The organism is Shewanella canadensis (assembly GCF_003966225.1).
Lineage (GTDB): Bacteria > Pseudomonadota > Gammaproteobacteria > Enterobacterales > Shewanellaceae > Shewanella > Shewanella canadensis.
This window is the reverse complement of record NZ_RXNU01000007.1, coordinates 157,118-176,400: the sequence shown is the minus strand read 5'-3', so window position 1 is coordinate 176,400 and position 19,283 is coordinate 157,118. Positions and strand designations below refer to the sequence as shown.

General features: G+C 46.1%; 17 protein-coding genes. 8 read left to right on the top strand and 9 right to left on the bottom strand.

The genetic code is table 11. The features are described from left to right. The first annotated feature begins 31 nt into the window (after positions 1–31). From EKG38_RS14800 to EKG38_RS24955, 3 genes are all read left to right on the top strand, one after another. Positions 32–700, top strand: coding sequence for a paraquat-inducible protein A (locus EKG38_RS14800; RefSeq protein WP_126521004.1), 669 nt, complete (start codon positions 32–34; stop codon positions 698–700). A gap of 275 nt (positions 701–975) precedes the next feature. Next, the gene (locus EKG38_RS14795; RefSeq protein WP_126521003.1) at positions 976–1,656 is read left to right on the top strand and encodes a DJ-1/PfpI family protein; all 681 of its coding nucleotides are present in this window, start codon (positions 976–978) and stop codon (positions 1,654–1,656) included. A gap of 107 nt (positions 1,657–1,763) precedes the next feature. Next, positions 1,764–1,916 carry a hypothetical protein gene (locus tag EKG38_RS24955; RefSeq protein WP_185826864.1) on the top strand — a complete coding sequence of 51 codons (153 nt, stop codon included), beginning with the start codon at positions 1,764–1,766 and terminating at the stop codon, positions 1,914–1,916. A 389-nt stretch (positions 1,917–2,305) separates the two neighbouring features. On the opposite strand, the gene EKG38_RS14790 is transcribed toward EKG38_RS24955, so the two are convergent. The 4 genes from EKG38_RS14790 to EKG38_RS14775 form a co-directional block, all read right to left on the bottom strand. Continuing rightward, entirely contained in the window at positions 2,306–3,250 is a 945-nt protein-coding gene (locus EKG38_RS14790) for a YeiH family protein (protein ID WP_126521002.1), read from the bottom strand. Positions 3,251–3,413: 163 nt separating this feature from the next. After that, entirely contained in the window at positions 3,414–4,769 is a 1,356-nt protein-coding gene (gorA, locus tag EKG38_RS14785) for a glutathione-disulfide reductase (RefSeq protein WP_126521001.1), read from the bottom strand. A gap of 112 nt (positions 4,770–4,881) precedes the next feature. After that, positions 4,882–5,403 carry a hypothetical protein gene (locus EKG38_RS14780; RefSeq protein WP_126521000.1) on the bottom strand — a complete coding sequence of 174 codons (522 nt, stop codon included), beginning with the start codon at positions 5,401–5,403 and terminating at the stop codon, positions 4,882–4,884. A gap of 119 nt (positions 5,404–5,522) precedes the next feature. Next, on the bottom strand, positions 5,523–6,299 hold the full coding sequence (locus EKG38_RS14775) for a hypothetical protein (protein WP_126520999.1): 777 nt from the start codon (positions 6,297–6,299) through the stop codon (positions 5,523–5,525). 297 nt (positions 6,300–6,596) lie between these two features. On the opposite strand from EKG38_RS14775, the gene prlC reads away from it, so the two are divergent. Then, entirely contained in the window at positions 6,597–8,636 is a 2,040-nt protein-coding gene (gene prlC, locus EKG38_RS14770; protein ID WP_126520998.1) for an oligopeptidase A, read from the top strand. Between the two features lie 97 nt (positions 8,637–8,733). Here prlC and EKG38_RS14765 read toward each other — a convergent pair whose 3' ends face one another. After that, on the bottom strand, positions 8,734–9,153 hold the full coding sequence (locus tag EKG38_RS14765) for a hypothetical protein (protein ID WP_126520997.1): 420 nt from the start codon (positions 9,151–9,153) through the stop codon (positions 8,734–8,736). Between the two features lie 337 nt (positions 9,154–9,490). Here EKG38_RS14765 and EKG38_RS14760 point away from each other — a divergent pair, with 337 nt between their 5' ends. Next, positions 9,491–10,021, top strand: a complete 531-nt coding sequence (locus EKG38_RS14760) for a thioesterase family protein (protein WP_126520996.1) — start codon at positions 9,491–9,493, stop codon at positions 10,019–10,021. A gap of 40 nt (positions 10,022–10,061) precedes the next feature. Here EKG38_RS14760 and EKG38_RS14755 read toward each other — a convergent pair whose 3' ends face one another. Continuing rightward, a complete protein-coding gene (locus EKG38_RS14755) occupies positions 10,062–10,712 on the bottom strand; it encodes a glutathione S-transferase family protein (RefSeq protein WP_126520995.1) in 651 nt (216 codons plus the stop codon). Positions 10,713–10,893: 181 nt separating this feature from the next. Continuing rightward, positions 10,894–11,793, bottom strand: coding sequence for a LysR family transcriptional regulator (locus EKG38_RS14750; RefSeq protein WP_185826863.1), 900 nt, complete (start codon positions 11,791–11,793; stop codon positions 10,894–10,896). Between the two features lie 219 nt (positions 11,794–12,012). Between EKG38_RS14750 and EKG38_RS14745 the strand changes: the two genes are divergently transcribed. Further along, positions 12,013–12,702 carry a DNA-3-methyladenine glycosylase I gene (locus EKG38_RS14745; RefSeq protein WP_126520993.1) on the top strand — a complete coding sequence of 230 codons (690 nt, stop codon included), beginning with the start codon at positions 12,013–12,015 and terminating at the stop codon, positions 12,700–12,702. Between the two features lie 171 nt (positions 12,703–12,873). Here EKG38_RS14745 and EKG38_RS14740 read toward each other — a convergent pair whose 3' ends face one another. Beyond that, positions 12,874–13,611, bottom strand: coding sequence for a TorF family putative porin (locus EKG38_RS14740; RefSeq protein WP_126520992.1), 738 nt, complete (start codon positions 13,609–13,611; stop codon positions 12,874–12,876). A 456-nt stretch (positions 13,612–14,067) separates the two neighbouring features. On the opposite strand from EKG38_RS14740, the gene EKG38_RS14735 reads away from it, so the two are divergent. Both EKG38_RS14735 and EKG38_RS14730 read left to right on the top strand, forming a co-directional pair. Then, positions 14,068–15,225, top strand: coding sequence for an efflux RND transporter periplasmic adaptor subunit (locus EKG38_RS14735; RefSeq protein ID WP_126520991.1), 1,158 nt, complete (start codon positions 14,068–14,070; stop codon positions 15,223–15,225). Positions 15,226–15,234: 9 nt separating this feature from the next. Next, positions 15,235–18,375 (top strand): efflux RND transporter permease subunit, encoded by a 3,141-nt coding sequence (locus tag EKG38_RS14730; protein WP_126520990.1) that lies wholly within the window; start codon positions 15,235–15,237, stop codon positions 18,373–18,375. A 134-nt stretch (positions 18,376–18,509) separates the two neighbouring features. Here EKG38_RS14730 and EKG38_RS14725 read toward each other — a convergent pair whose 3' ends face one another. Further along, on the bottom strand, positions 18,510–19,187 hold the full coding sequence (locus EKG38_RS14725; RefSeq protein WP_126520989.1) for a glutathione S-transferase: 678 nt from the start codon (positions 19,185–19,187) through the stop codon (positions 18,510–18,512). Positions 19,188–19,283 lie beyond the last annotated feature (96 nt).

Here is a 19,283-nt window from a genome sequence, read left to right as displayed (position 1 = left end):
TTTTTGCTGATACCGATGAGCAAGTACTTCGATGAACAGACTATTTCCCGTTATTGTTATTTTTATCTCACTGGTGTTGTTAGTCCCGGGTGTCACTCAGCCTATTTTGAGTATCAGCGGAACCATAGACAAATCTGAATTGACCTTGGCCGGGGTGGACCACCTGGCAAACAGCTTTGGTGATGATTCTGCCGGCAGTGGTAGTGCCAGAGGGATGATTTCGATGATAACGGGCATGCTGGGACTCAATGAGATCGAAGGCGAAGTCGAAGTTTTTCAGAAGACACGGAGTATTTGGGGGACCATAGAAGAGCTCTACCGATCAGGTAATGCTCCGGTTTCTGCTCTGGTGATGCTGTTTAGTATTGTTATTCCGGCGCTGAAATTAAGTTTGATGTTGTTTCTGCAATTTTCTGTTCCGGAAAAAGTTGAGTTGAAATTAAATCGATTTATCGCCCTAATCAGCAAGTGGTCGATGGCCGATGTTTTTGTTGTGGCGCTTATGGTGAGTTTTATGGCAGGAAATGCATCGGCTGGGATGGGAGAGTTATTGAGAACAACCGCCAATTTTGAGGTGGGCTTCTACTATTTTACAGCCTATTGTATCTTCTCAATCTTGAGTACCTATCTGGTAACGGGGCGTAGGCGTGAGAAAGCGCTTGGTGTAGAGCGTCGTGACGCTATCATCGATGCCCAATAGTGGTTATGAGTTTTTTGCTTACAAAGCTGAGCGACTAAATACCGGAGATCACGCTGAGGGTAAGCCGATCGTTTTTACGGATGGTTTGAGCTTACATTCTGGTTCTACGGGCATGATTTTAGTCAAATCCAGATCGATGTTTTTCTATCAAGCTCCCGTTTTATTGGGTATCTCTTCTTAGTTCACACTTCTATTAGTTTGCAGTAAACAGAATGAATTTTGTCGAAATCAAAAGGACTAATAAATTATATCTGTACCATTAATATGAGTAAGTGATGAAACGTCGTGATTTTCTAGCCGCGGGCACTCTGGCCATGGCTACCGCTATGGTATCTCCACAACTTTTTGCTGCAACTAAAGATAAACCTTTGCAGGTCCTGGCCTTAGTTTTTGATGACTATGAAACTCTGGATCTACATGGCCCGGTTGAGATGATAGGGCATATGAAAAATGTTCAAATTAAACTTGTTGGGGCTAAGAGTATTATCAGGAGTTATCAAGGGCCAAAAGTGGTGACTGATATCTCGACCGATAGTGTCACTCCCTGTGATCTTTTCATTGTTCCCGGAGGCTTAGGTACGCGAAAACTGGTTGAAGATGAGGAGCTGATGACTTGGCTAAGAAAACAAGTCAGTGTATCGGAGAAGGTGTTTTCTATCTGTACCGGGTCCGCCCTGCTGGCTCGGGCTGGTATTTTAGATGGCATTAATGCCACAACCAATAAGATGGCTTATCAATGGGTGACAGGACTCGCCAGGCAAGTTAATTGGCAACCTCGTGCTCGTTGGGTTGACGATGGTAAGTTCCTGACATCATCCGGCGTTTCAGCTGGAACGGATGCTGCACTCTTTTATGTCAGTCAGCTAAGGGGAGAAGTTGAAGCGAGAAGAATCGAGAGGCTTACCGAATATCATTGGAATCATGATGCGAAAAATGACCCCTATGCCGTCTCTTAGTTGATCTAGCTATTTGTTAGTAAAAACGAATATTTGGGATCCCTTCTCTATTCGATAAATAATGACCACTTCTTTGAATTTATGTCTGACTCTATTAAGGGGGCAAAATGAAGCAGTGGTTAATTATCTTATGTTGTACCGTTTTTGTTGCCGCCTCCCTGCTCACCAGTGGGCTGACTCGCGCACTTATCGATCTTGCAGCCTTTGCTTGTTTGCTTTGGATTGTCCTGGGAATGAAACCTGAGTCGATGAAGCAGTAATACCAGTTGCATTAAATAATTAACCAATTCAGAGCCCCTCAGGATTTTCAATTCAAGGCGCATAGATGAGGAAATGGTTACTCCCTTTTAAGTCAATGCAAAGCAGAAGTGGGAAACCTGAGGGACTCACGTAGTGCGAGTTTCAAAGCCCTTTATGCTGCACTGGATGCTTTCGATATAGAATAACTATTAGCTTCAATCATCCTACTTGCCTACAGAGCTTTGAATTCTCGCTGAATGGTCAGGTACTTAATGCAATTGGTATAATACCTATCTCTTTAAGTACTCTCAGCGGTATGCAAAACGGTTGAAGCTTAATAATTATGAGGCCTGGCATGCCAAAACAGCTTTAGCATGCCGGAAGAGAGATGTTCCCGGCTCTAATCATTTTAGAGATAGAGAATGTAGAGTAGCGAACTCGTTCCAATCGATAACCATAAAAGAACCCCTAAAAGCAGAGGTTTAGGGCCTGCCGCCCGCATTTTTCTCACCGTAATTCCCGCGCCGATTAAGAACAGGCAGAGCACCAGAACGCGTTTTGAGATCTCAAACAGTACTTCATAGACAGCCTGTCCTTGAGGAAACCAGTGAGCGATGGCAATTGCCAGACAATAGAAACCGATGAAATAAGGGATGGTGATTCGTTTCTTGTCACCACCAAAGAGCATGGCACTGAGCAGGGCTATCGGAATGATCCATAATGCCCGAGCCAATTTAATTGTTGTTGCCGTAGTCAGAGCCTCTTCACCGTAAGCCGAAGCAGCCCCCACCACCGAAGAGGTATCATGAATCGCGATAGCGCTCCAAACGCCAAAGTCATATTGGCTCATCGAAAAGAGATGACCCAGGGCTGGAAACAGAAAGAGTGCCACCGAGTTTAAAATAAATACGGTTGCGAGTGCGATGGCGGACTGTTCGCTCTTGGCGTTAATTGCCGGTGCGATGGCGGCGATAGCACTTCCCCCACAAATCGCCGTACCCGCAGAGATAAGGTGTCCTGTTTTGGTGTCGAACCTGAGTGCTTTTGTCAGTATAAAACCTAAGAGCAAGGTGAAGATGATAGAGCCGAGGATCAGAGGTAGGTTCTGCATACTCGCCGATATGGCGGTTTGTAGCTGAATACCGAATCCCAGGCCGATAATTGAGTAAGACAAGAGACGTTTAGTGCTCTTGCCCAGATCGATCTCATTGGGGATTAGGCCCAAGCTGGCTAAAGTGAAACCCAATACCAAGGCTATGGGTGATGAAATCACGGGAAGTAAACATAGGACAGCAATTAAGAAAAAGGGAAGGTGACGCTTTACTGTCTGCAGAGGTATGGTGCCGAGTTTCATCGAAAATTATTGCTAATGAGTTAGCTGGTGATTATAGCCAGACCAATGTTTTCAATAAATTCAATTTATTTTAGTTTTAGGTTAAAAAAAATTGAATCTTCTGAGCGTGAACATCACCCCTATAAGCCCGAACACAAGTCAGGCTTAGAGGGGATATGAGGCATTACCTGAGGGTAACGAACTCTTCGGCGCCCGTAGGGTGGATGGCGACAACGGAATCGAATTGTTTCTTGGTGGCGCCCATCTTCATTGCGACACCGAAGCCTTGGAGGATCTCATCCATACCCAAACCTATGCCGTGGATACCCACTACTTTCTCATCGGGACCGGCACAGACTAACTTCATCTTACATGCCTGACGGTGTGCCGTGACCGCGGTGTACATAGAGGTGAAGCCAGAGTTGTAGCACTTAACCTCTTCTGCACCATATTGGGCAATAGCTTCCGGCTCAGATAGGCCCATGGTGCCGATGGCCGGGTGGCTAAAGACTACGGTAGGAATAAGGGCATAATCCATTTTCGCATCTGTCATGCCGTTAAAGAGGCGTTCAGAGAGCAGACGACCCGCCTTAACGGCAACAGGGGTAAGCTCTACGCCACCTTCGATAATATCTCCCACGCAGTAGATGCCAGAGTTTGTGGTGTTTTGCTGTTCATCTACGACCACGTAACCTTTGTCATTCAACTTAACTTGGGTACTTTCCAGGCCGATATTACCGGTAGACGGCTTGCGGCCTATCGCCCAGATAAGGGTATCAACCTCAAAACTCTCACCGTTTTCAAGCTTTAGGGTAAGGCTACCATCGCTATTTTTGATGACCGATTCTGGTGTGCTGTGAGTATGCAGCGTTGGACCATCGGTGGCCATCGATTCCATCAGTGCTTCACTGAGCATAGGATCGAAACTACGCAGCGGTGCATGTTTACGAACAAATAGATGAGTCTCACTGCCCAGAGAGTGAAGTACACCGGCGAGCTCTACGGCAATATAGCCCGCGCCTATGACGGCCACACGTTTAGGTTGTGCGCGCAACTCGAAGAAACCATCGGAATCGATACCATGTTCGGCACCAGGGATATTGGGAATGCTTGGTGAGCCACCTGTTGCGATCAAGATGTGATCGGCGGTGTACTCTTGCCCGTCGACCTCTATGGTACGTTCGTTAACGAAACGGCCATAACCACGTACCAAGGTGACTTTATTGTTTTCAAGACCACGATCGTATGAGCCATGGATCCTATCAATATAGGCTTCGCGACTCGCGACCAGAGTATTCCAGTCAAATTTGTTGACCGTAACATCGAAGCCATAATCTTTAGCGTATAGATGTAAAGCTTCGGCAACTTGGGCGCCATACCACATGACTTTCTTTGGTACACAGCCAACGTTGACACAAGTGCCGCCAAGCGCCTTGGCTTCGATCAGCAGTACCTTAGCACCACGCATGGCTGCGCGGTTTGCCGATGCAATACCACCACTACCTGCGCCAAGACAGATGTAGTCAAAATGTTGGGCCATTTTTTATCTCCAAAGAGTATGTTCAAAAGTTGCGATGAAAGGCAGTCATTGTAGGGGCAAACCATGTCTCAGTACAGAAGTGGCATTACCTTAGACCTTACCGTCATCCTTTTTAGCGGCGGTATTGGCACCTGTCGTGATCTTTTTGCTCTGGCCCTTCGGCGCCACATTTCATACATTTCCACTCCTTGTTCCTGACTGCTAACTCTTTTCGTTGATAGTTGTTAGTTGAACTGTTGCCGAACGATGTAATGCTTTCTTCTAATTTATTCATTCTACTGTTTAGCCAGCGACAACTTGGATCGTTGGCTACATTGACTCTGCTGGCGAGTTGCTGCTTGCGGCTGAGCTTTTTCGTACGAGCCTTTTTCTTGCTGGTCCTTTTGTTGGGAACCGGATTTACGCCAGGGTTATGATGGGGTTTTGTGATGGTAGGCGAGTGAAATTCCAGAGCGCTTTGGTTTCGGGAGGGGAGGGAGATGGGGTTTCCTTCACTATCCAGCACTACGCCTAAAGGCAGGGGCTCTTTGGTGTCGGCTCGGCTATAGGGAACAATGCTTACTGAGATGATAATGGAGAAGCTGGCGACAGTCGCAAGTTTAATGAACCAAGTATATTGAGTTAAGAGTGACATTCCCTGTTCCTCTTGAAAGTGTAACGATTAAAAGCTATTTGCCAAAGACACTCCCTGTCTTTGGTTTAGGTAAATTTAGTCGAGGATCTCTGTTTTTACAAAGTGCTCAGGATTTTACTTTAGAAATTCCAGGTTAAATGAACACCTGCATAAGTTTGATCTAGGCTGCCTTCAACACCGTCAGCCTTTGCTTCAAGTTTAATGTCCTCTTGAGCTATGGTGTGACTGATATGTCCTGATAATACGATCTGCTCATTCAATAGATATTCAGCCTCTAACCCAAATTGGAAATGGTTAGGTCCATCATGATCTTCGCTAGCATACTGAAAATCGAATGCCTGGGTGACATAAGGCGTCACGGTGAAGTTTTCCAGTAACTCCCAGCTACTGTGCAGGCTCGCTTCCACGAAGTAACCGCCGGCTTCAGTCGCGTAGGTATAGTTGATAGACGGAGTCAGCCATTCGATACCGCTATAGGTCAGAGAGCTGAAGAACTCATTATCATTACAACGTTCATCACCGTAAAACTCCAGCCTTTGGTACCCGACAGTTGCTTCAAGAGTATCAGACAAGGCTATGGCGTACTCAAGACCAAAGTTCCACTCGGTATAGTCTTGATCATCGGCGCGGCCAAGGGTGGCATAGACATTCAAATTACCATGCTGCACGGCTGCTGTGCCCCAGAATATCCCGCCTTTATCCAGATTATTTCGCCCTTCCGAAACATATTTAGAATCCCAGCCCAGATCGAGCAGGTAGTTAGTCTCTAGCTGTTCGTTTTGTGGGAGGGTATTTCTGCTATGCGAGTCATCTATGGCTGTACTTGCGTCGGCATGGGCTAAAGACGATGCAATTATTAGGCTGGTCAGTAGTGAAAACTTCAATGTATTGTTCATATATGGCTCAGGCGAATTTCGATGATGTGATTAATTACTTGGTGATAGTAATACTAATGTCAAGAATGTAAATGATAACACTTCCCATTTGAGATGCAATTCTCAATAGCAGGAATGTAAATGATTCGTAAGTGGTTTTATTGTTCTAGATCAATTTCTTCTAAGGTATGCCCTGATAGGTGAGCTGAGATGGAATGACTTGCTGAAGATAGTTCTTGAATATTGCTCAATCAGCCCATATCTAATCTATAGACCATTATCTAGAGCATAGAATATTTTTTATGCTGAGGAATCAATATGAGCAACCCTTTGCTTACCAGCGCAATGTTACCCCCTTTTTCTAAGATCGAACCAGAGCATATTCAAGACGCCGTCGAGCAGGGTATTGCCAATTGCCGCAGTCAGATAGAGAAGGTACTAGCACAGCCCGTGTCTTTCACATGGGATAACCTAATTGCTCCCCTCGAAGAGGTTGATGATGAGCTAAGTAAGATCTGGTCCCCCATCTCCCATATGAATTCTGTCGTAAGCAGTGAAGAGTGGCGTAAGGCCCACGATGCCTGTTTACCTCTGCTTTCAGAGTACGGTACTTTCGTGGGTCAGCATCAACCACTCTACGAAGCTTATAAGTCTCTGAAGGCTTCGGATGAATTTGAACAGCTGACTCAAGCGCAGAAAATGGTTATCGACCATAGTTTACGTGACTTCGAGCTTTCAGGTATCGGACTCAATGATGCCGACAAACTGAGGTACGGTGAACTAGTCAAGCGTATGTCAGAGTTGACCAGCGGTTTCTCGAATCAACTTCTCGATGCAACACAGGCGTGGACTAAGTTGATCACCGATGAAGTCGAGCTCTCAGGGTTGCCGGAGTCTGCTATTGCAGCGGCTAAAGCCATGGCGGCGGCTAAAGAACAAGAGGGCTGGTTATTCACCTTAGACTTCCCTTCCTACCTGCCGGTGATGACCTATAGCGAAAACCGTAACTTAAGAGAGGAGTGTTATCGCGCGTTTGTGACGCGGGCATCCGATCAGGGGCCATTTGCCGGTAAGTATGATAACGGTCCCTCGATGGATGAGATTGTGGCACTGCGTCATGAACTGGCACAACTATTAGGGTTTGATAGTTACGCTCACAAATCACTGGCTACTAAGATGGCACAGACGCCTGAACAGGTGCTGGAGTTTCTCAATGAACTTGCTTCTCGCTCTAAAGAGCAGGGAAAAACCGAACTCGCCGAGTTGACCGAGTTTGCCGGAAAGGAGTTTGGTGCCACCGATCTTTCTCCTTGGGATCTCAGCTTCTACGCCGAGAAGTTAAAGCATCACAGATATGAGATCTCTCAAGAACTGCTTCGCCCCTATTTTCCGGAAGATAAGGTGCTATCAGGACTTTTCTATACGGTTAACCGCCTGTTTGGTCTGAAGATCACCGAACAGAAGGAGTTCGATACCTGGCATAAAGATGTTCGCTTCTTCAGTATCGAAGACAGCGAAGGTGAGCACAGAGGCAGTTTCTATTTTGATCTTTACGCCCGTGAAGGAAAGCGCGGCGGTGCCTGGATGGATGATTGTCGCGTACGCAGACAAACCACCTCTGGTATGCAAAATCCGGTGGCTTATCTTACCTGTAACTTTAATGCGCCAGTCGATGGTAAGCCTGCCCTGTTTACCCATGATGAGGTGACCACCTTATTCCATGAATTTGGTCATGGCATCCACCATATGTTGACCAAAATAGACGTCGCCGGGGTATCCGGGATTAACGGTGTACCTTGGGATGCCGTAGAGCTGCCGAGTCAATTTATGGAAAACTGGTGCTTTGAAGAGGAAGCATTGGCAGAGATCTCTGGTCACTTTGAAACCGGTGAGCCCTTGCCGAAGGTTATGCTCGATAAGATGCTGGCGGCGAAGAATTTTCAATCCGGCATGGGAATGTTACGCCAGCTAGAGTTTTCACTCTTTGACTTCAGAATGCACTTAGAATATAGCCCTGAAGAAGGTGCAAATATTCAGGCAAAGCTGGATGAAGTGCGAAGTCAGGTGGCTGTGATCAAGGCGGCTGACTTTAACCGTTTCCAGCACAGTTTCGCTCATATCTTTGCTGGTGGATATGCTGCCGGTTATTACAGCTATAAGTGGGCAGAAGTCTTGTCTGCAGACGCATTTTCGCGTTTCGAGGAGGAGGGCATATTTAACAGCGAAACTGGCCGTAGCTTCCTAAACAACATCTTAGAGATGGGGGGAAGTGAGGAGCCGATGGAGCTGTTTAAGCGTTTCCGTGGTCGCGAGCCTCGTATCGATGCACTACTTCGACACTCAGGCATTAATGGCTAATTTCAGATAATTAGTCTGCGGGTTAGCTTGCCATGCTGACCCAGTAAAAATTATGCCAATTGGTTCTGCCAATTGGCATTTTTGTATTCTCTATGGATTATTTTAAAATCTGTAGTACATATCGTTTTTGCGATCGAGTCTCTGTGATTGTGCCATCTTTTTGAACTGAGCTCGACCAAGTGTCGAGACCGCCAATCATCACCTTTACTTCAGGCTCTACTTTGACTTGGGTGACTATCTGGTTGCGGGCTATCAGTTCATCCCCAGTCAGGGGATCGATTCTCTTAGATATGACTTTAGCGTCTATATGGAACAGATTATCGCCTAAATTTTGAATGCAAATATCATATTTGGCGCTTTTAAATCTCAACTCATCCTCAAGAAAATTTCCGGAAACTTTTATCTCAACAAGCCTATTCGAATCGTCAACCGTTATCGATGTCGGACGGGAAGTTGCGCAGGCGGTAAATGTCGCCAATGAGATGAATAATACAAAAATTGAAAAGATAGATTTCACAAAAGGTACCTGACTTAAATAACTAAAGAGGTTGTTGATATATTGAGCAGTAGTGTCGGAACTTAGGTCGGCGATTCCAGCTTCTAAGTTTATTCCCGAGGCTCTGCTTACGTTGCGGATCCTACTAAGAGAGACTTGATTAGAGCAAGTCACTTTTTGTCATGATATGTATGTCAGCCGGAACTTATCATCACTGTTTTACCCTCACAGAGTGCAGATTGAGTGCAGATAGGGCTTAAAGGTAAAATTAAAGGGCGAGTGGCCCTTTTATGGTGAAACTTGTTATCTGGTATGACCTCTGTTAGCCTTTCGCGTTCATTCTTAGGGACTAATGTTAATGAACCTCTATTTCAGACTATTTTGGCTATTCATCTGGCGTGTTCGCCACTGCAACTCTATCGATTTCCTCGGTACCAGTCGTATTAGCTATCGTGCATTGCCCCTGGACTGCGATATTAACTGCCATGTAACCAACTCTCGTTATCCGGCACTTATGGACCTGGCTCGTACATATATGTTGGCCGAGATGGGACTCCTTAAGCGTTTCATTAAGCTGAGGTGGCTACCGATCGTCAATGCGGCAGAGTTTACCTATATTCGGGATATCAAGCCGCTCACTAAGTTTGAGATTGAATCCAAACTGGTTGGTTGGGATGATAAGTACTTCTATATCGAACAGCGCTTTGTCAGTGATAATATCCTTCATTGCATCGTACATGTGCGAGGCGTTTTTGTTTGTAAGGGCAAACAGGTACCGATAGATACCATGGTCAAAGAGGTTAACTTTGAGGGGCCCAGACCCGAGTTACCGCCTGAAGTGGTTAAGTGGAAAGCCTTCCTGCAGCTAAAGAAAGAGCGCAATATTTAGAAGGTCCTAGGTCCTAGGTCCTAGAATCTAGGCTCTTCTCCTAAGGAATGGGCCTACGACCAGAGAGCACGTCACCCGCGGCTAGCTCAACCTCCTCTTTGACCTGTAGATATGACCCTCTGAGCTGAGCCTGATGCCAGTATCGATTCAGATTGTCATATTGAAAGAGTTTAAAATAGTCTTGAGCACAATGCAGACAGGGAAACAGGGCACAATCAGCCAAAGTTAAACCGTCTGAGCATAACCAGTGATTTTTCTCTAATTTTTTGTCCAGATAACCAAGAAACTGACTGATATCATTCTCAAGTTGCTTAGTCATTATATGGTTTTGATCGCCATCCTCTAGTTTTTGATGTTCCAGCTCGAAGAGTACATTACTGAAATCGTTGTCGATTAATCGATCTTGTAATCTTGTATCGAGTGCAAGCCTTCTATCGATAGGAAAGAGTCGTGTCCCGGTAGAAAACTCACTATCGATAAATTCGATAATGATGCTGGACTCAGGAATAAGCTCACCACTCTTACTCTTAAGCAGGGGTAACTTTCCCGGTGGATAAAAATCACAAAACTCTCGTCTGGAAAGTGGATCCGACAATTCGATTACACGTGGATAAAAATTGGCTTGTTTTTCATAGAGGGCAAGCAGTACTTTCTGTGAATAGCGGGAAAGAGGGTGGTAAAACAGTTCCATCAGCGACCTCTCCCGGCAGGTGTAGTGAAAAATTAGATATAGAGAGTTTTGGCCTCTGCTATCTACCAAGTATAGTCATAAATAACGCAAATTAGTTTGGGACTGACCGAGGTGAACCCTTAGTCGTGCTAGGTTTCTTAATCGTTCCAACGAGATCGGGTATAGAGATTGATAGCCAAATTTAACTCTGCATCTCCGGAAATAGGCGCTTTTCTATGAAACACAGGAATGCTCTGACTCTCGGTGGTGTAACATCGTCAAACGGATGAACGGCATATATCACTCCTTCTCTAAGGTGATAGTCGGGAAGGATATGAATGAACTTTCCACTGTCTATCTGAGCCTGTACTAAATAGCTGGGGAGTATCGCTATCCCTAATCCCTGCTTAGCAAGTTTGACGATGCCATGGTTGCTGTTACAACAGATAAATGGATTGATCTTAATCTTGAATTTGTCTCCGAAGCTGTTTTGTAGGTGACAACTCTTAGGAAGGTAGTTAGATGACTGCATAATCCATTGGTGTTTTGCCAGCATATCCGGATGAAGCGGTGAACCATGTTGTTCAACATATTCCGGACTCGCAATCAGGTATTCATCGAACTGACCGAGTCTGATAGAGGTGAATTCTGTAGCCTGCTCTGTCTGAATTGCGATATCGATATTATTTTCCAGCAGGTTAAGCCTTCTATCTTCTAGTAGTAACGTGATTCTAATCTTGGGATAGCGTTTATTAAAATCGCCAATGTGTTGAATGAGGTTTTGTTCCCCAAGACAAACGGGGGCTGAAATCTTAATGCTGCCCTGTAGCTCTTTATCCTGAGGTTTTGTTGAATTTTCGGCTTGTTTGGCAAGTTGTAACAGTTCGGCGCAGTAGTGATAAAAGCTTTGACCCTCTTCTGTTAACGCCATTTTTCGTGTCGTGCGGTGTATCAGTTGCGTCGCACACCTTAGCTCAAGCTTTTTCAGATGTTGACTGACCATAGAGCGGCTGATACCAAGTTCATCGGCTGCTGCGGTGAGTGAGCCTTGTTCGACAACGTTGGCGAAGACAAGCATTCGATAGAGTTGAGCCGCGTCCATAAGAATAATCCACGCTTGTTGATGGCAATTGGTTAATATCGATTACCAAAAAGGATTGATGGGTACTGATTGTGTAATATAACTCGGTGTGTATTAAATCTAGGTGTCGAGTTGAATTTTGTCCAGTAAATAGGCTGGATGACATTTAGCCTGAGGATTGCTTTATCTTACAGGTTTCATACTATGTCACTCTCTACTTCGTTTGGAAGTTAATTTATTATGAGTCAATTAGAGTCTTTTTCCTCAATTTATCAAAGAGCCAGCGATCGCAAAGGTGGAAGTTCAGGGCTGGAAAGCCTGTTATCAGCTAGTTTGTCCGCAGATGAGATTGGTCAGTATCGAGATGCCGAGCTTTTGTCTGAGATGAGTAAAAAAGTCTTCCAGAGTGGTTTCGTTTGGCGCATTGTCGAAAATAAGTGGGCGGCATATGAAACCGCCTTCTTCAATTTTGAACCTCATAAAATTCTGATGTTGTCACCGGAGCAGTTGCAGCAAAGGGCGACAGATCCTAATCTCATTCGGCATATGAAGAAGACGATGGCCATTTATGATAACGCCATGATGACAAATGATATTGCTAAGGAACACGGCAGTCTTGCCGAATACATAGCTAATTGGCCGAGTGAGGAGATCACGGGTCTTTGGTCTGTACTTAAGCGACGCGGAACCCGGCTTGGAGGAAATACCGGCCCCTACTTTCTACGCGCCATAGGTAAAGACACCTTCCTGCTGACAGGTGATGTGCAGGGATATCTGAAGGCACATCATTTGGTCGACTTTGGGTTCAGCTCTAAGAGTGGACTGAATCAGGTTCAAGCTGTGTTTAATCAATGGCAGCAGGAGTCGGGGCGCAGTCTGGCCGATATCAGTCGGATCTTAGCCTGCAGTGTCGGAGATAACAGGGTTTAGAGCCTGGAGCTTAGAGTCAGTAGCTGTAAGTGCTAAGTGCTAAGAAAGAGAGTTTGAAGGAAAAAAAAGCCAGCCTGGAGTGGGCTGGCGAAAGATTGCCGAAGATAGAGCAATAAATAGAGATAAACATCGAACTGTGTATTAGGTGGAACAATTTTCCAAAGTTAAAATTTAAAAGCTCTTGTTGATGCCGATAACTACCCGGTCATCAAAAATTTCTGTCTGTGTACCGTAGACCTTGTGAGTCTCATCGACGGTGCTACCATGATATCTAAGATCGAAATTCAGCCCGTAAAATGCTTTGCTGACACCTAAGTTCCAGTGCCCCCAGCCTTCCGCATTGTCACCATCAAGATCCTGATAACCGACAGAACCCGATACTTTCAGGCCATTGTTAAATGCATAGCTTGGGTGAACTGAGTAGTTGACGCCTTGCCACCCATCGACACCAAACCAGTCATCGATCGTGGGAGTCACTTCGAGTTGAATATTGGCCTGACCGAACTGCTTACCGACCTTGATCCAGAGTTCAGTGTAGTTAGAGTATGAGGCACCCGGATAAAGATATGAAAACACCATGACGTCATAAGTGATACCGCTATCCCCAAACTCACCCGCCTTACCGATATAAGGAGCGGTAACGATCTCAAGGTTGGGGTCGGCAAACTTGATATTTGACGCAAAAACACCGCCATACCAACCATCATCATTGCCCCAGCCTAATGTACCTTGAACTACCGGAACATCACCATCCATAGTCTCTGACTCGCCACGGAATACATAGTCGGAAGCGAAGGTCAGGTTGCCACTGATTGTTCCACCGAGAACTTCACCTTCATTTTCGGCTTGTGCAAATGAAGTTGCGGAGAGTAGTAGCCCGCCTAAAAGTATCTTGTGTTGTAGTTTCATCTGGATAGTCATGGTTTTCATCTCATATTGAATTATTTGTTAACACAGTTGTTACTATAGGGTTAACTTATGAATGGCGATGGGATATGGCGTGAATCAATAACGTCATAATATGAACAATTATGAATGAGCGGATCATCGGCTGGCTTGGGGTTAAGCTGTGAATGTATTGGGAAGTTTGAGGCCGGCTCGGCAATTGTAAAAAAACAAGCAGGCAACAAGAATGGTGGGAGGACATTGAATTTAACTTGTCATTAACACAACACGCTGATTAATGGTGAATATTTGCATTCGTTTACAAAATTATAGCCCTGTACTCCTTGTTGAGATGGGCCAGTTATGAGATAAAGACAGGTTCAAATCTTACACAAAAATTATGCTGTCAATAAATGAAGCCGCAGAATTTCCTGCTGCTACGATTGTTATGTTTGATAGGTAGCTTTATTAGGAGTTCTCATGCGGCAAATAGTGAAAATTGCCTCTGTTTTAAGTGTGGCGTTATGGATAACTGCTTGTGGACAAAAACCTGAACAAGGACCGCAGGAACGTGGACCCATGGAAGTAGGTGTTGTAACAGTAGAGACGCAGCCTCAATCAATTTTGGTTGAGTTGCCAGGTCGTAGTAAAGCTTATTTGGAAGCGGAAGTGCGTCCTCAAGTTAGCGGTATCATTATGACTCGCGGCTTTGTGGAAGGGAGAGATGTCGAAAAAGGTCAATCTTTATATCAGATCGATTCATCGACTTACACTGCAGCACTGATCAGTGCTAAAGCGGATCTTCAAAGTGCAAAAGCCAACTTAGTCTCCGCGAAGGCAAAAGCATTACGTTTTGAAAAGTTGGTTAAGCTTAACTCTATAAGCGAGCAAGACTATGATGAAGCCGATGCCGCTTATAAAGCAGCATTAGCAACAGTTACCGTTGCTGAAGCGGCGATCAATACAGCAAAGATTAATCTTGAGTATACCGAAGTTCGCGCGCCTATTGCCGGACGAGTGGGTAAGTCTTCAGTGACTGCCGGTGCTCTTGTGACTGCAAATCAAACTCAAACATTAGCGACGATTCAGCAACTCGATCCTATTAATATCGAAATTGCACAATCAAGCGCTCAAATGTTGCGTCTGAAATCTAAGTTAAAGCAGGGTCAACTTGAGGCGGCCGATAACGCGGGCGTTCAGCTCATTTTGGAAGACGGTACAACATACAAGCACGATGGTTTGTTGCAGTTCGCCGAGGTGAGTGTAAATGAGGACACGGGTTCCGTTATTTTGCGGGCAGAGTTCCCTAACCCTGATGGCGTGTTAATGCCAGGAATGTATGTGCGTGCCGTGCTCAATACCGGGACCGATCCTGAAGCTATTCTAGTGCCGCAAAGAGCTATTACGCGTAATACCAAAGGTGAAGCCGTTGCGATGATTATCGACGCTGAAGGTAAGGTGGCTGCGCGAGTCGTCACGACTGCAGAAGTGATCGATCACCAGTGGCGTATTACTGATGGTTTAACTGTAGGTGATCAACTGATTGTTGAAGGTCTGCAAAAAATTCGTCCTGGTGCACCTGTTAAAGCAGGCCCGTTAGTGGCGGATAAGAAATCACAAGCACAACAACAGAAATAGGGTAAAACTATGGCACGTTTCTTTATCGATCGCCCTATTTTTGCCTGGGTGATCGCCATTATTGTGATGCTGGCTGGGGTGTTATCTATCCTGGGTCTGCCCGTATCGCAATATCCGAGTATCGCACCGCCATCGGTTGAGATTAGGGCTGTGTATCCGGGAGCATCGGCAAAGACGATGGAAGATTCGGTAACTCAGGTTATCGAGCAGCGAATGACAGGTATTGACCACCTGCGCTATATCTCATCAACCAGTGATAGTTTCGGTAATGCGACCATCACCTTAACCTTTAATGCCGAGGCCGATCCGGATATCGCGCAGGTACAGGTGCAGAACAAGCTTCAGCTTGCAATGCCACTGCTGCCGCAAGAAGTTCAGGCTCAAGGTGTTAACGTCGCCAAGTCCAGTGCTGGTTTCCTGATGGTTGTGGGCTTCGTATCTCAGGATGGTTCACTGGATAAGAATGATATCTCTGACTATGTGGGATCGAATGTTCAAGACCCGATGAGTCGTGTGCCTGGTGTGGGGACAATCCAGTTATTTGGTGCCCAGTACGCGATGCGTATCTGGCTCGACCCACTGAAACTGACCCAGTACAACCTGACCAGTCAAGATATTATTGCTTCTATCAGGGAGCAAAATGCGCAGGTTTCGGCGGGACAATTGGGCGGGGCACCCTCGGTTGGCGGCCAACAGCTCAACGCTACGGTATCGGCACAGAGTCGTCTGCAGACGGCCGATCAGTTTAAGAAGATCATCATCAAGGCTGATTCGACTGGTGCCAAAGTGTTCCTCGAAGATGTCGCCCGCGTCGAGCTTGGGGCTGAAAGCTATGATGTTGAGTCTTACTATAACGGTAAACCCGCTGCCGGTATCGGTATTCAGCTGGCAACCGGTGCTAACGCACTCGCTACCGCTGAAGGGGTTCGCGCTAAGATTGCCGAATTGCAGCCTTTCTTCCCGCAAGGGTTAGAAGTCGTTTATCCCTACGACACGACACCATTCGTAGAGAAATCTATCGAAGGGGTAGTGCATACTCTGCTTGAAGCTGTGGTCTTGGTTTTCTTGATCATGTATCTGTTCTTGCAGAACTTCCGCGCAACGCTGATCCCAACAATTGCGGTGCCGGTTGTACTCTTAGGTACGTTTGCGATTTTGTCGGCTGCAGGCTTCTCAATTAACACCTTAACCATGTTTGCTATGGTACTGGCCATTGGCCTGTTGGTAGATGATGCCATCGTTGTGGTTGAGAACGTCGAACGAGTGATGTCCGAAGAGGGGCTCAGCCCCATTGAAGCTACCAAGAAGTCGATGGATCAGATCACCGGCGCACTTGTGGGTATCGGTCTGACGCTTTCAGCGGTATTCGTTCCCATGGCATTTATGTCGGGGTCGACCGGTGTGATCTACAGGCAGTTCTCGATAACGATTGTATCGGCGATGGCGCTATCTGTGATGGTTGCTATCATCCTGACGCCTGCGCTATGTGCCACCATGCTTAAGCCTATCGCTAAGGGACATCATGCGGTTGATACCGGCTTCTTCGGCTGGTTTAACCGTAAATTTGATGCATTGACCTCTCGTTATGAGGCAAGCGTTGCTGCCATGATCAAGCGCGCAGGCCGTACCATGATGGTTTACTTAGCCATTACGGTTGCGGTGGGTTGGATCTTCATGCGTATGCCAACCGCCTTCCTGCCCGATGAAGATCAGGGTATCTTGTTTACCCAGGCTATCTTGCCGGTGAACTCGACTCAGGAAGCGACGAAAAGTGTCCTGGAGGATGTGACAGACTTTTACCTGGAACAGGAAGGCGACAACGTTAAATCTGTATTTAGCGTATCGGGCTTCAGTTTCGCCGGTAACGGTCAGAACATGGGTATTGCGTTCGTGGGCTTGAAAGACTGGGCTGAACGAACCGATCCTGGTCAGGATGTGCAATCTGTCGCTGGACGTGCCATGGGCATGTTTATGCAGATGAAAGAGGCCTTTGTATTCGCGTTTGTGCCGCCAGCGGTTATTGAACTGGGTACTGCGAATGGTTTTGACTTCTATCTGCAGGACAGAAATGGCCAGGGCCACGATAAACTGGTTGAAGCGCGTAACATGTTGTTAGGCATGGCTGCACAAAACCCTAACCTTGTGGGCGTTCGTCCCAATGGTCAGGAAGATGCGCCCATGTATCAGATCCATATCGATCACGGTAAGCTCAGAGCCTTGAGCGTCGATATCGATGCAGTAAATAGCGTGCTGGGTACTGCCTGGGGTGGTAACTATGTTAACGACTTCATCGACCGTGGCCGAGTGAAGAAGGTTTATGTCCAGGGTGAAGCGGATTACCGTATGCAGCCTGAAGATATCGACTCCTGGTACGTCCGCAACACTAAGGGCGATATGGTGCCATTCTCCGCCTTTGCTACAGGCACTTGGGAATATGGCTCACCGCGACTCGAGCGTTTCAACGGACTGCCCGCGCTGAATATCCAAGGCGGTGTTGCACCAGGTTTCAGTACCGGTGAGGCGATGAACATCATCGAAGATATGGTCAAGCAGTTGCCACCTGGATTTGGTGTCGAGTGGAATGGTCTCTCTTATGAAGAACGCCTCTCAGGTAACCAGGCACCAATGCTATACGCACTATCTATCGTGGTGGTATTCCTGGTGCTGGCGGCACTCTATGAGAGTTGGTCGGTTCCTTTCTCGGTGATTCTGGTTATACCCTTGGGTATTATTGGTGCGCTGATTGCGATGAATGGTCGTGGTTTACCTAATGACGTATTCTTCCAGGTGGGTCTGTTAACGACCGTCGGTCTCGCGACCAAGAACGCCATCTTGATTGTAGAATTCGCCAAAGAGTACTACGAGAAAGGCGCAGGATTGGTTGAGGCTACACTGCATGCAGTCCGCGTTCGTTTGCGTCCAATCTTGATGACATCGCTGGCATTCGGTCTTGGGGTTGTACCTCTTGCTATCAGTAGCGGTGTAGGTTCAGGAAGCCAAAATGCTATCGGTACTGCGGTACTGGGCGGCATGATGAGCTCGACCTTTATGGGGATCTTCTTTATCCCAATCTTCTTTGTGATTGTTGAACGTATCTTCAGCAAACGTGAGAAGAAAGGTGCTAAAGCAGAAACACCAACGGCTGAATAGCACTCGCGTGTTTGCTTAAATCTTCAAAGCCCGGCGATTGCCGGGCTTTTTGTTAGGTTTTTTAGGTCTCCGGAAGACTATTTATTTCACCTCCAGAAATGCCCTCTTAGATTAATACCGATTGGTATAGGGCGTTAACTTAATGGCTTGCCAGCAGAAAAAACTATCAAAGATTTTTCTGTTAACCACAACGGATATTTAGTCATTACTTTACTGAACATCCGGCTTTGTAAGTAATCGTTGAGCCATCTTCTAATATTGGGATAGGGTGACTGTAAGTACCACTGACGCTCAACTCGGGCCAACTGTCGAATAAAAGGCATTATCGCTAAATCCGCTAAGCTTGGGCTATCTGAGATCAAATATGCGTGTTGAGATAGCTTCAGCTCCAACATTTTCAAGTATTGCTCACAAGCTAACCTATGTTCTAATACACTTTCGTCATGATAACGTTTTGCGCTGCGATACTTCTCAAGCCATAACTTAAATTCGGTGTCAAAAAGGTCGACTAAACTCAGCATTTCGGCTCGTGTATTCGGACAATCGCTCATTAAGTAGTTGTTAGGATCGCTTTGTTCAAAAGCCCACATCATTATCTCCAGACTTTGCTCTAACACTTCGCCATTGCTCAGTACTAAAACCGGAACCGTTGCCTTGGGTGAGACTTGGAGCATATGAACAGGCTTATCGCTTAATACGATATCGCGGAGCTGCACAGCTTGGCCTGAAACATAAACAGCCATTCTTGCGCGCATGGCGTAGGGACAATTTCGTAAAGAGTAAAGCATTGGTAGAGATGATATTGTGGTCATAGCGATAACATTAACTCCTTTTTACTCTAGAAGTACCTAATATCTAGCGATCCAACTAAGCATAACGTAATCGCAAGTGGATCCATGCTAACTTGT

Bases quoted from the DNA above. Each gene is read 5' to 3' on its own strand.
- EKG38_RS14800 (WP_126521004.1), top strand. From the start codon at position 32: ATGAACAGACTATTTCCCGTTATTGTTATTTTTATCTCACTGGTGTTG.
- EKG38_RS14795 (WP_126521003.1), top strand. From the start codon at position 976: ATGAAACGTCGTGATTTTCTAGCCGCGGGCACTCTGGCCATGGCTACC.
- EKG38_RS24955 (WP_185826864.1), top strand. From the start codon at position 1,764: ATGAAGCAGTGGTTAATTATCTTATGTTGTACCGTTTTTGTTGCCGCC.
- EKG38_RS14790 (WP_126521002.1), bottom strand. From the start codon at position 3,250: ATGAAACTCGGCACCATACCTCTGCAGACAGTAAAGCGTCACCTTCCC.
- gorA (WP_126521001.1), bottom strand. From the start codon at position 4,769: ATGGCCCAACATTTTGACTACATCTGTCTTGGCGCAGGTAGTGGTGGT.
- EKG38_RS14780 (WP_126521000.1), bottom strand. From the start codon at position 5,403: ATGTCACTCTTAACTCAATATACTTGGTTCATTAAACTTGCGACTGTC.
- EKG38_RS14775 (WP_126520999.1), bottom strand. From the start codon at position 6,299: ATGAACAATACATTGAAGTTTTCACTACTGACCAGCCTAATAATTGCA.
- prlC (WP_126520998.1), top strand. From the start codon at position 6,597: ATGAGCAACCCTTTGCTTACCAGCGCAATGTTACCCCCTTTTTCTAAG.
- EKG38_RS14760 (WP_126520996.1), top strand. From the start codon at position 9,491: ATGAACCTCTATTTCAGACTATTTTGGCTATTCATCTGGCGTGTTCGC.
- EKG38_RS14755 (WP_126520995.1), bottom strand. From the start codon at position 10,712: ATGGAACTGTTTTACCACCCTCTTTCCCGCTATTCACAGAAAGTACTG.
- EKG38_RS14750 (WP_185826863.1), bottom strand. From the start codon at position 11,793: ATGGACGCGGCTCAACTCTATCGAATGCTTGTCTTCGCCAACGTTGTC.
- EKG38_RS14745 (WP_126520993.1), top strand. From the start codon at position 12,013: ATGAGTCAATTAGAGTCTTTTTCCTCAATTTATCAAAGAGCCAGCGAT.
- EKG38_RS14740 (WP_126520992.1), bottom strand. From the start codon at position 13,611: ATGAAACTACAACACAAGATACTTTTAGGCGGGCTACTACTCTCCGCA.
- EKG38_RS14735 (WP_126520991.1), top strand. From the start codon at position 14,068: ATGCGGCAAATAGTGAAAATTGCCTCTGTTTTAAGTGTGGCGTTATGG.
- EKG38_RS14730 (WP_126520990.1), top strand. From the start codon at position 15,235: ATGGCACGTTTCTTTATCGATCGCCCTATTTTTGCCTGGGTGATCGCC.
- EKG38_RS14725 (WP_126520989.1), bottom strand. From the start codon at position 19,187: ATGACCACAATATCATCTCTACCAATGCTTTACTCTTTACGAAATTGT.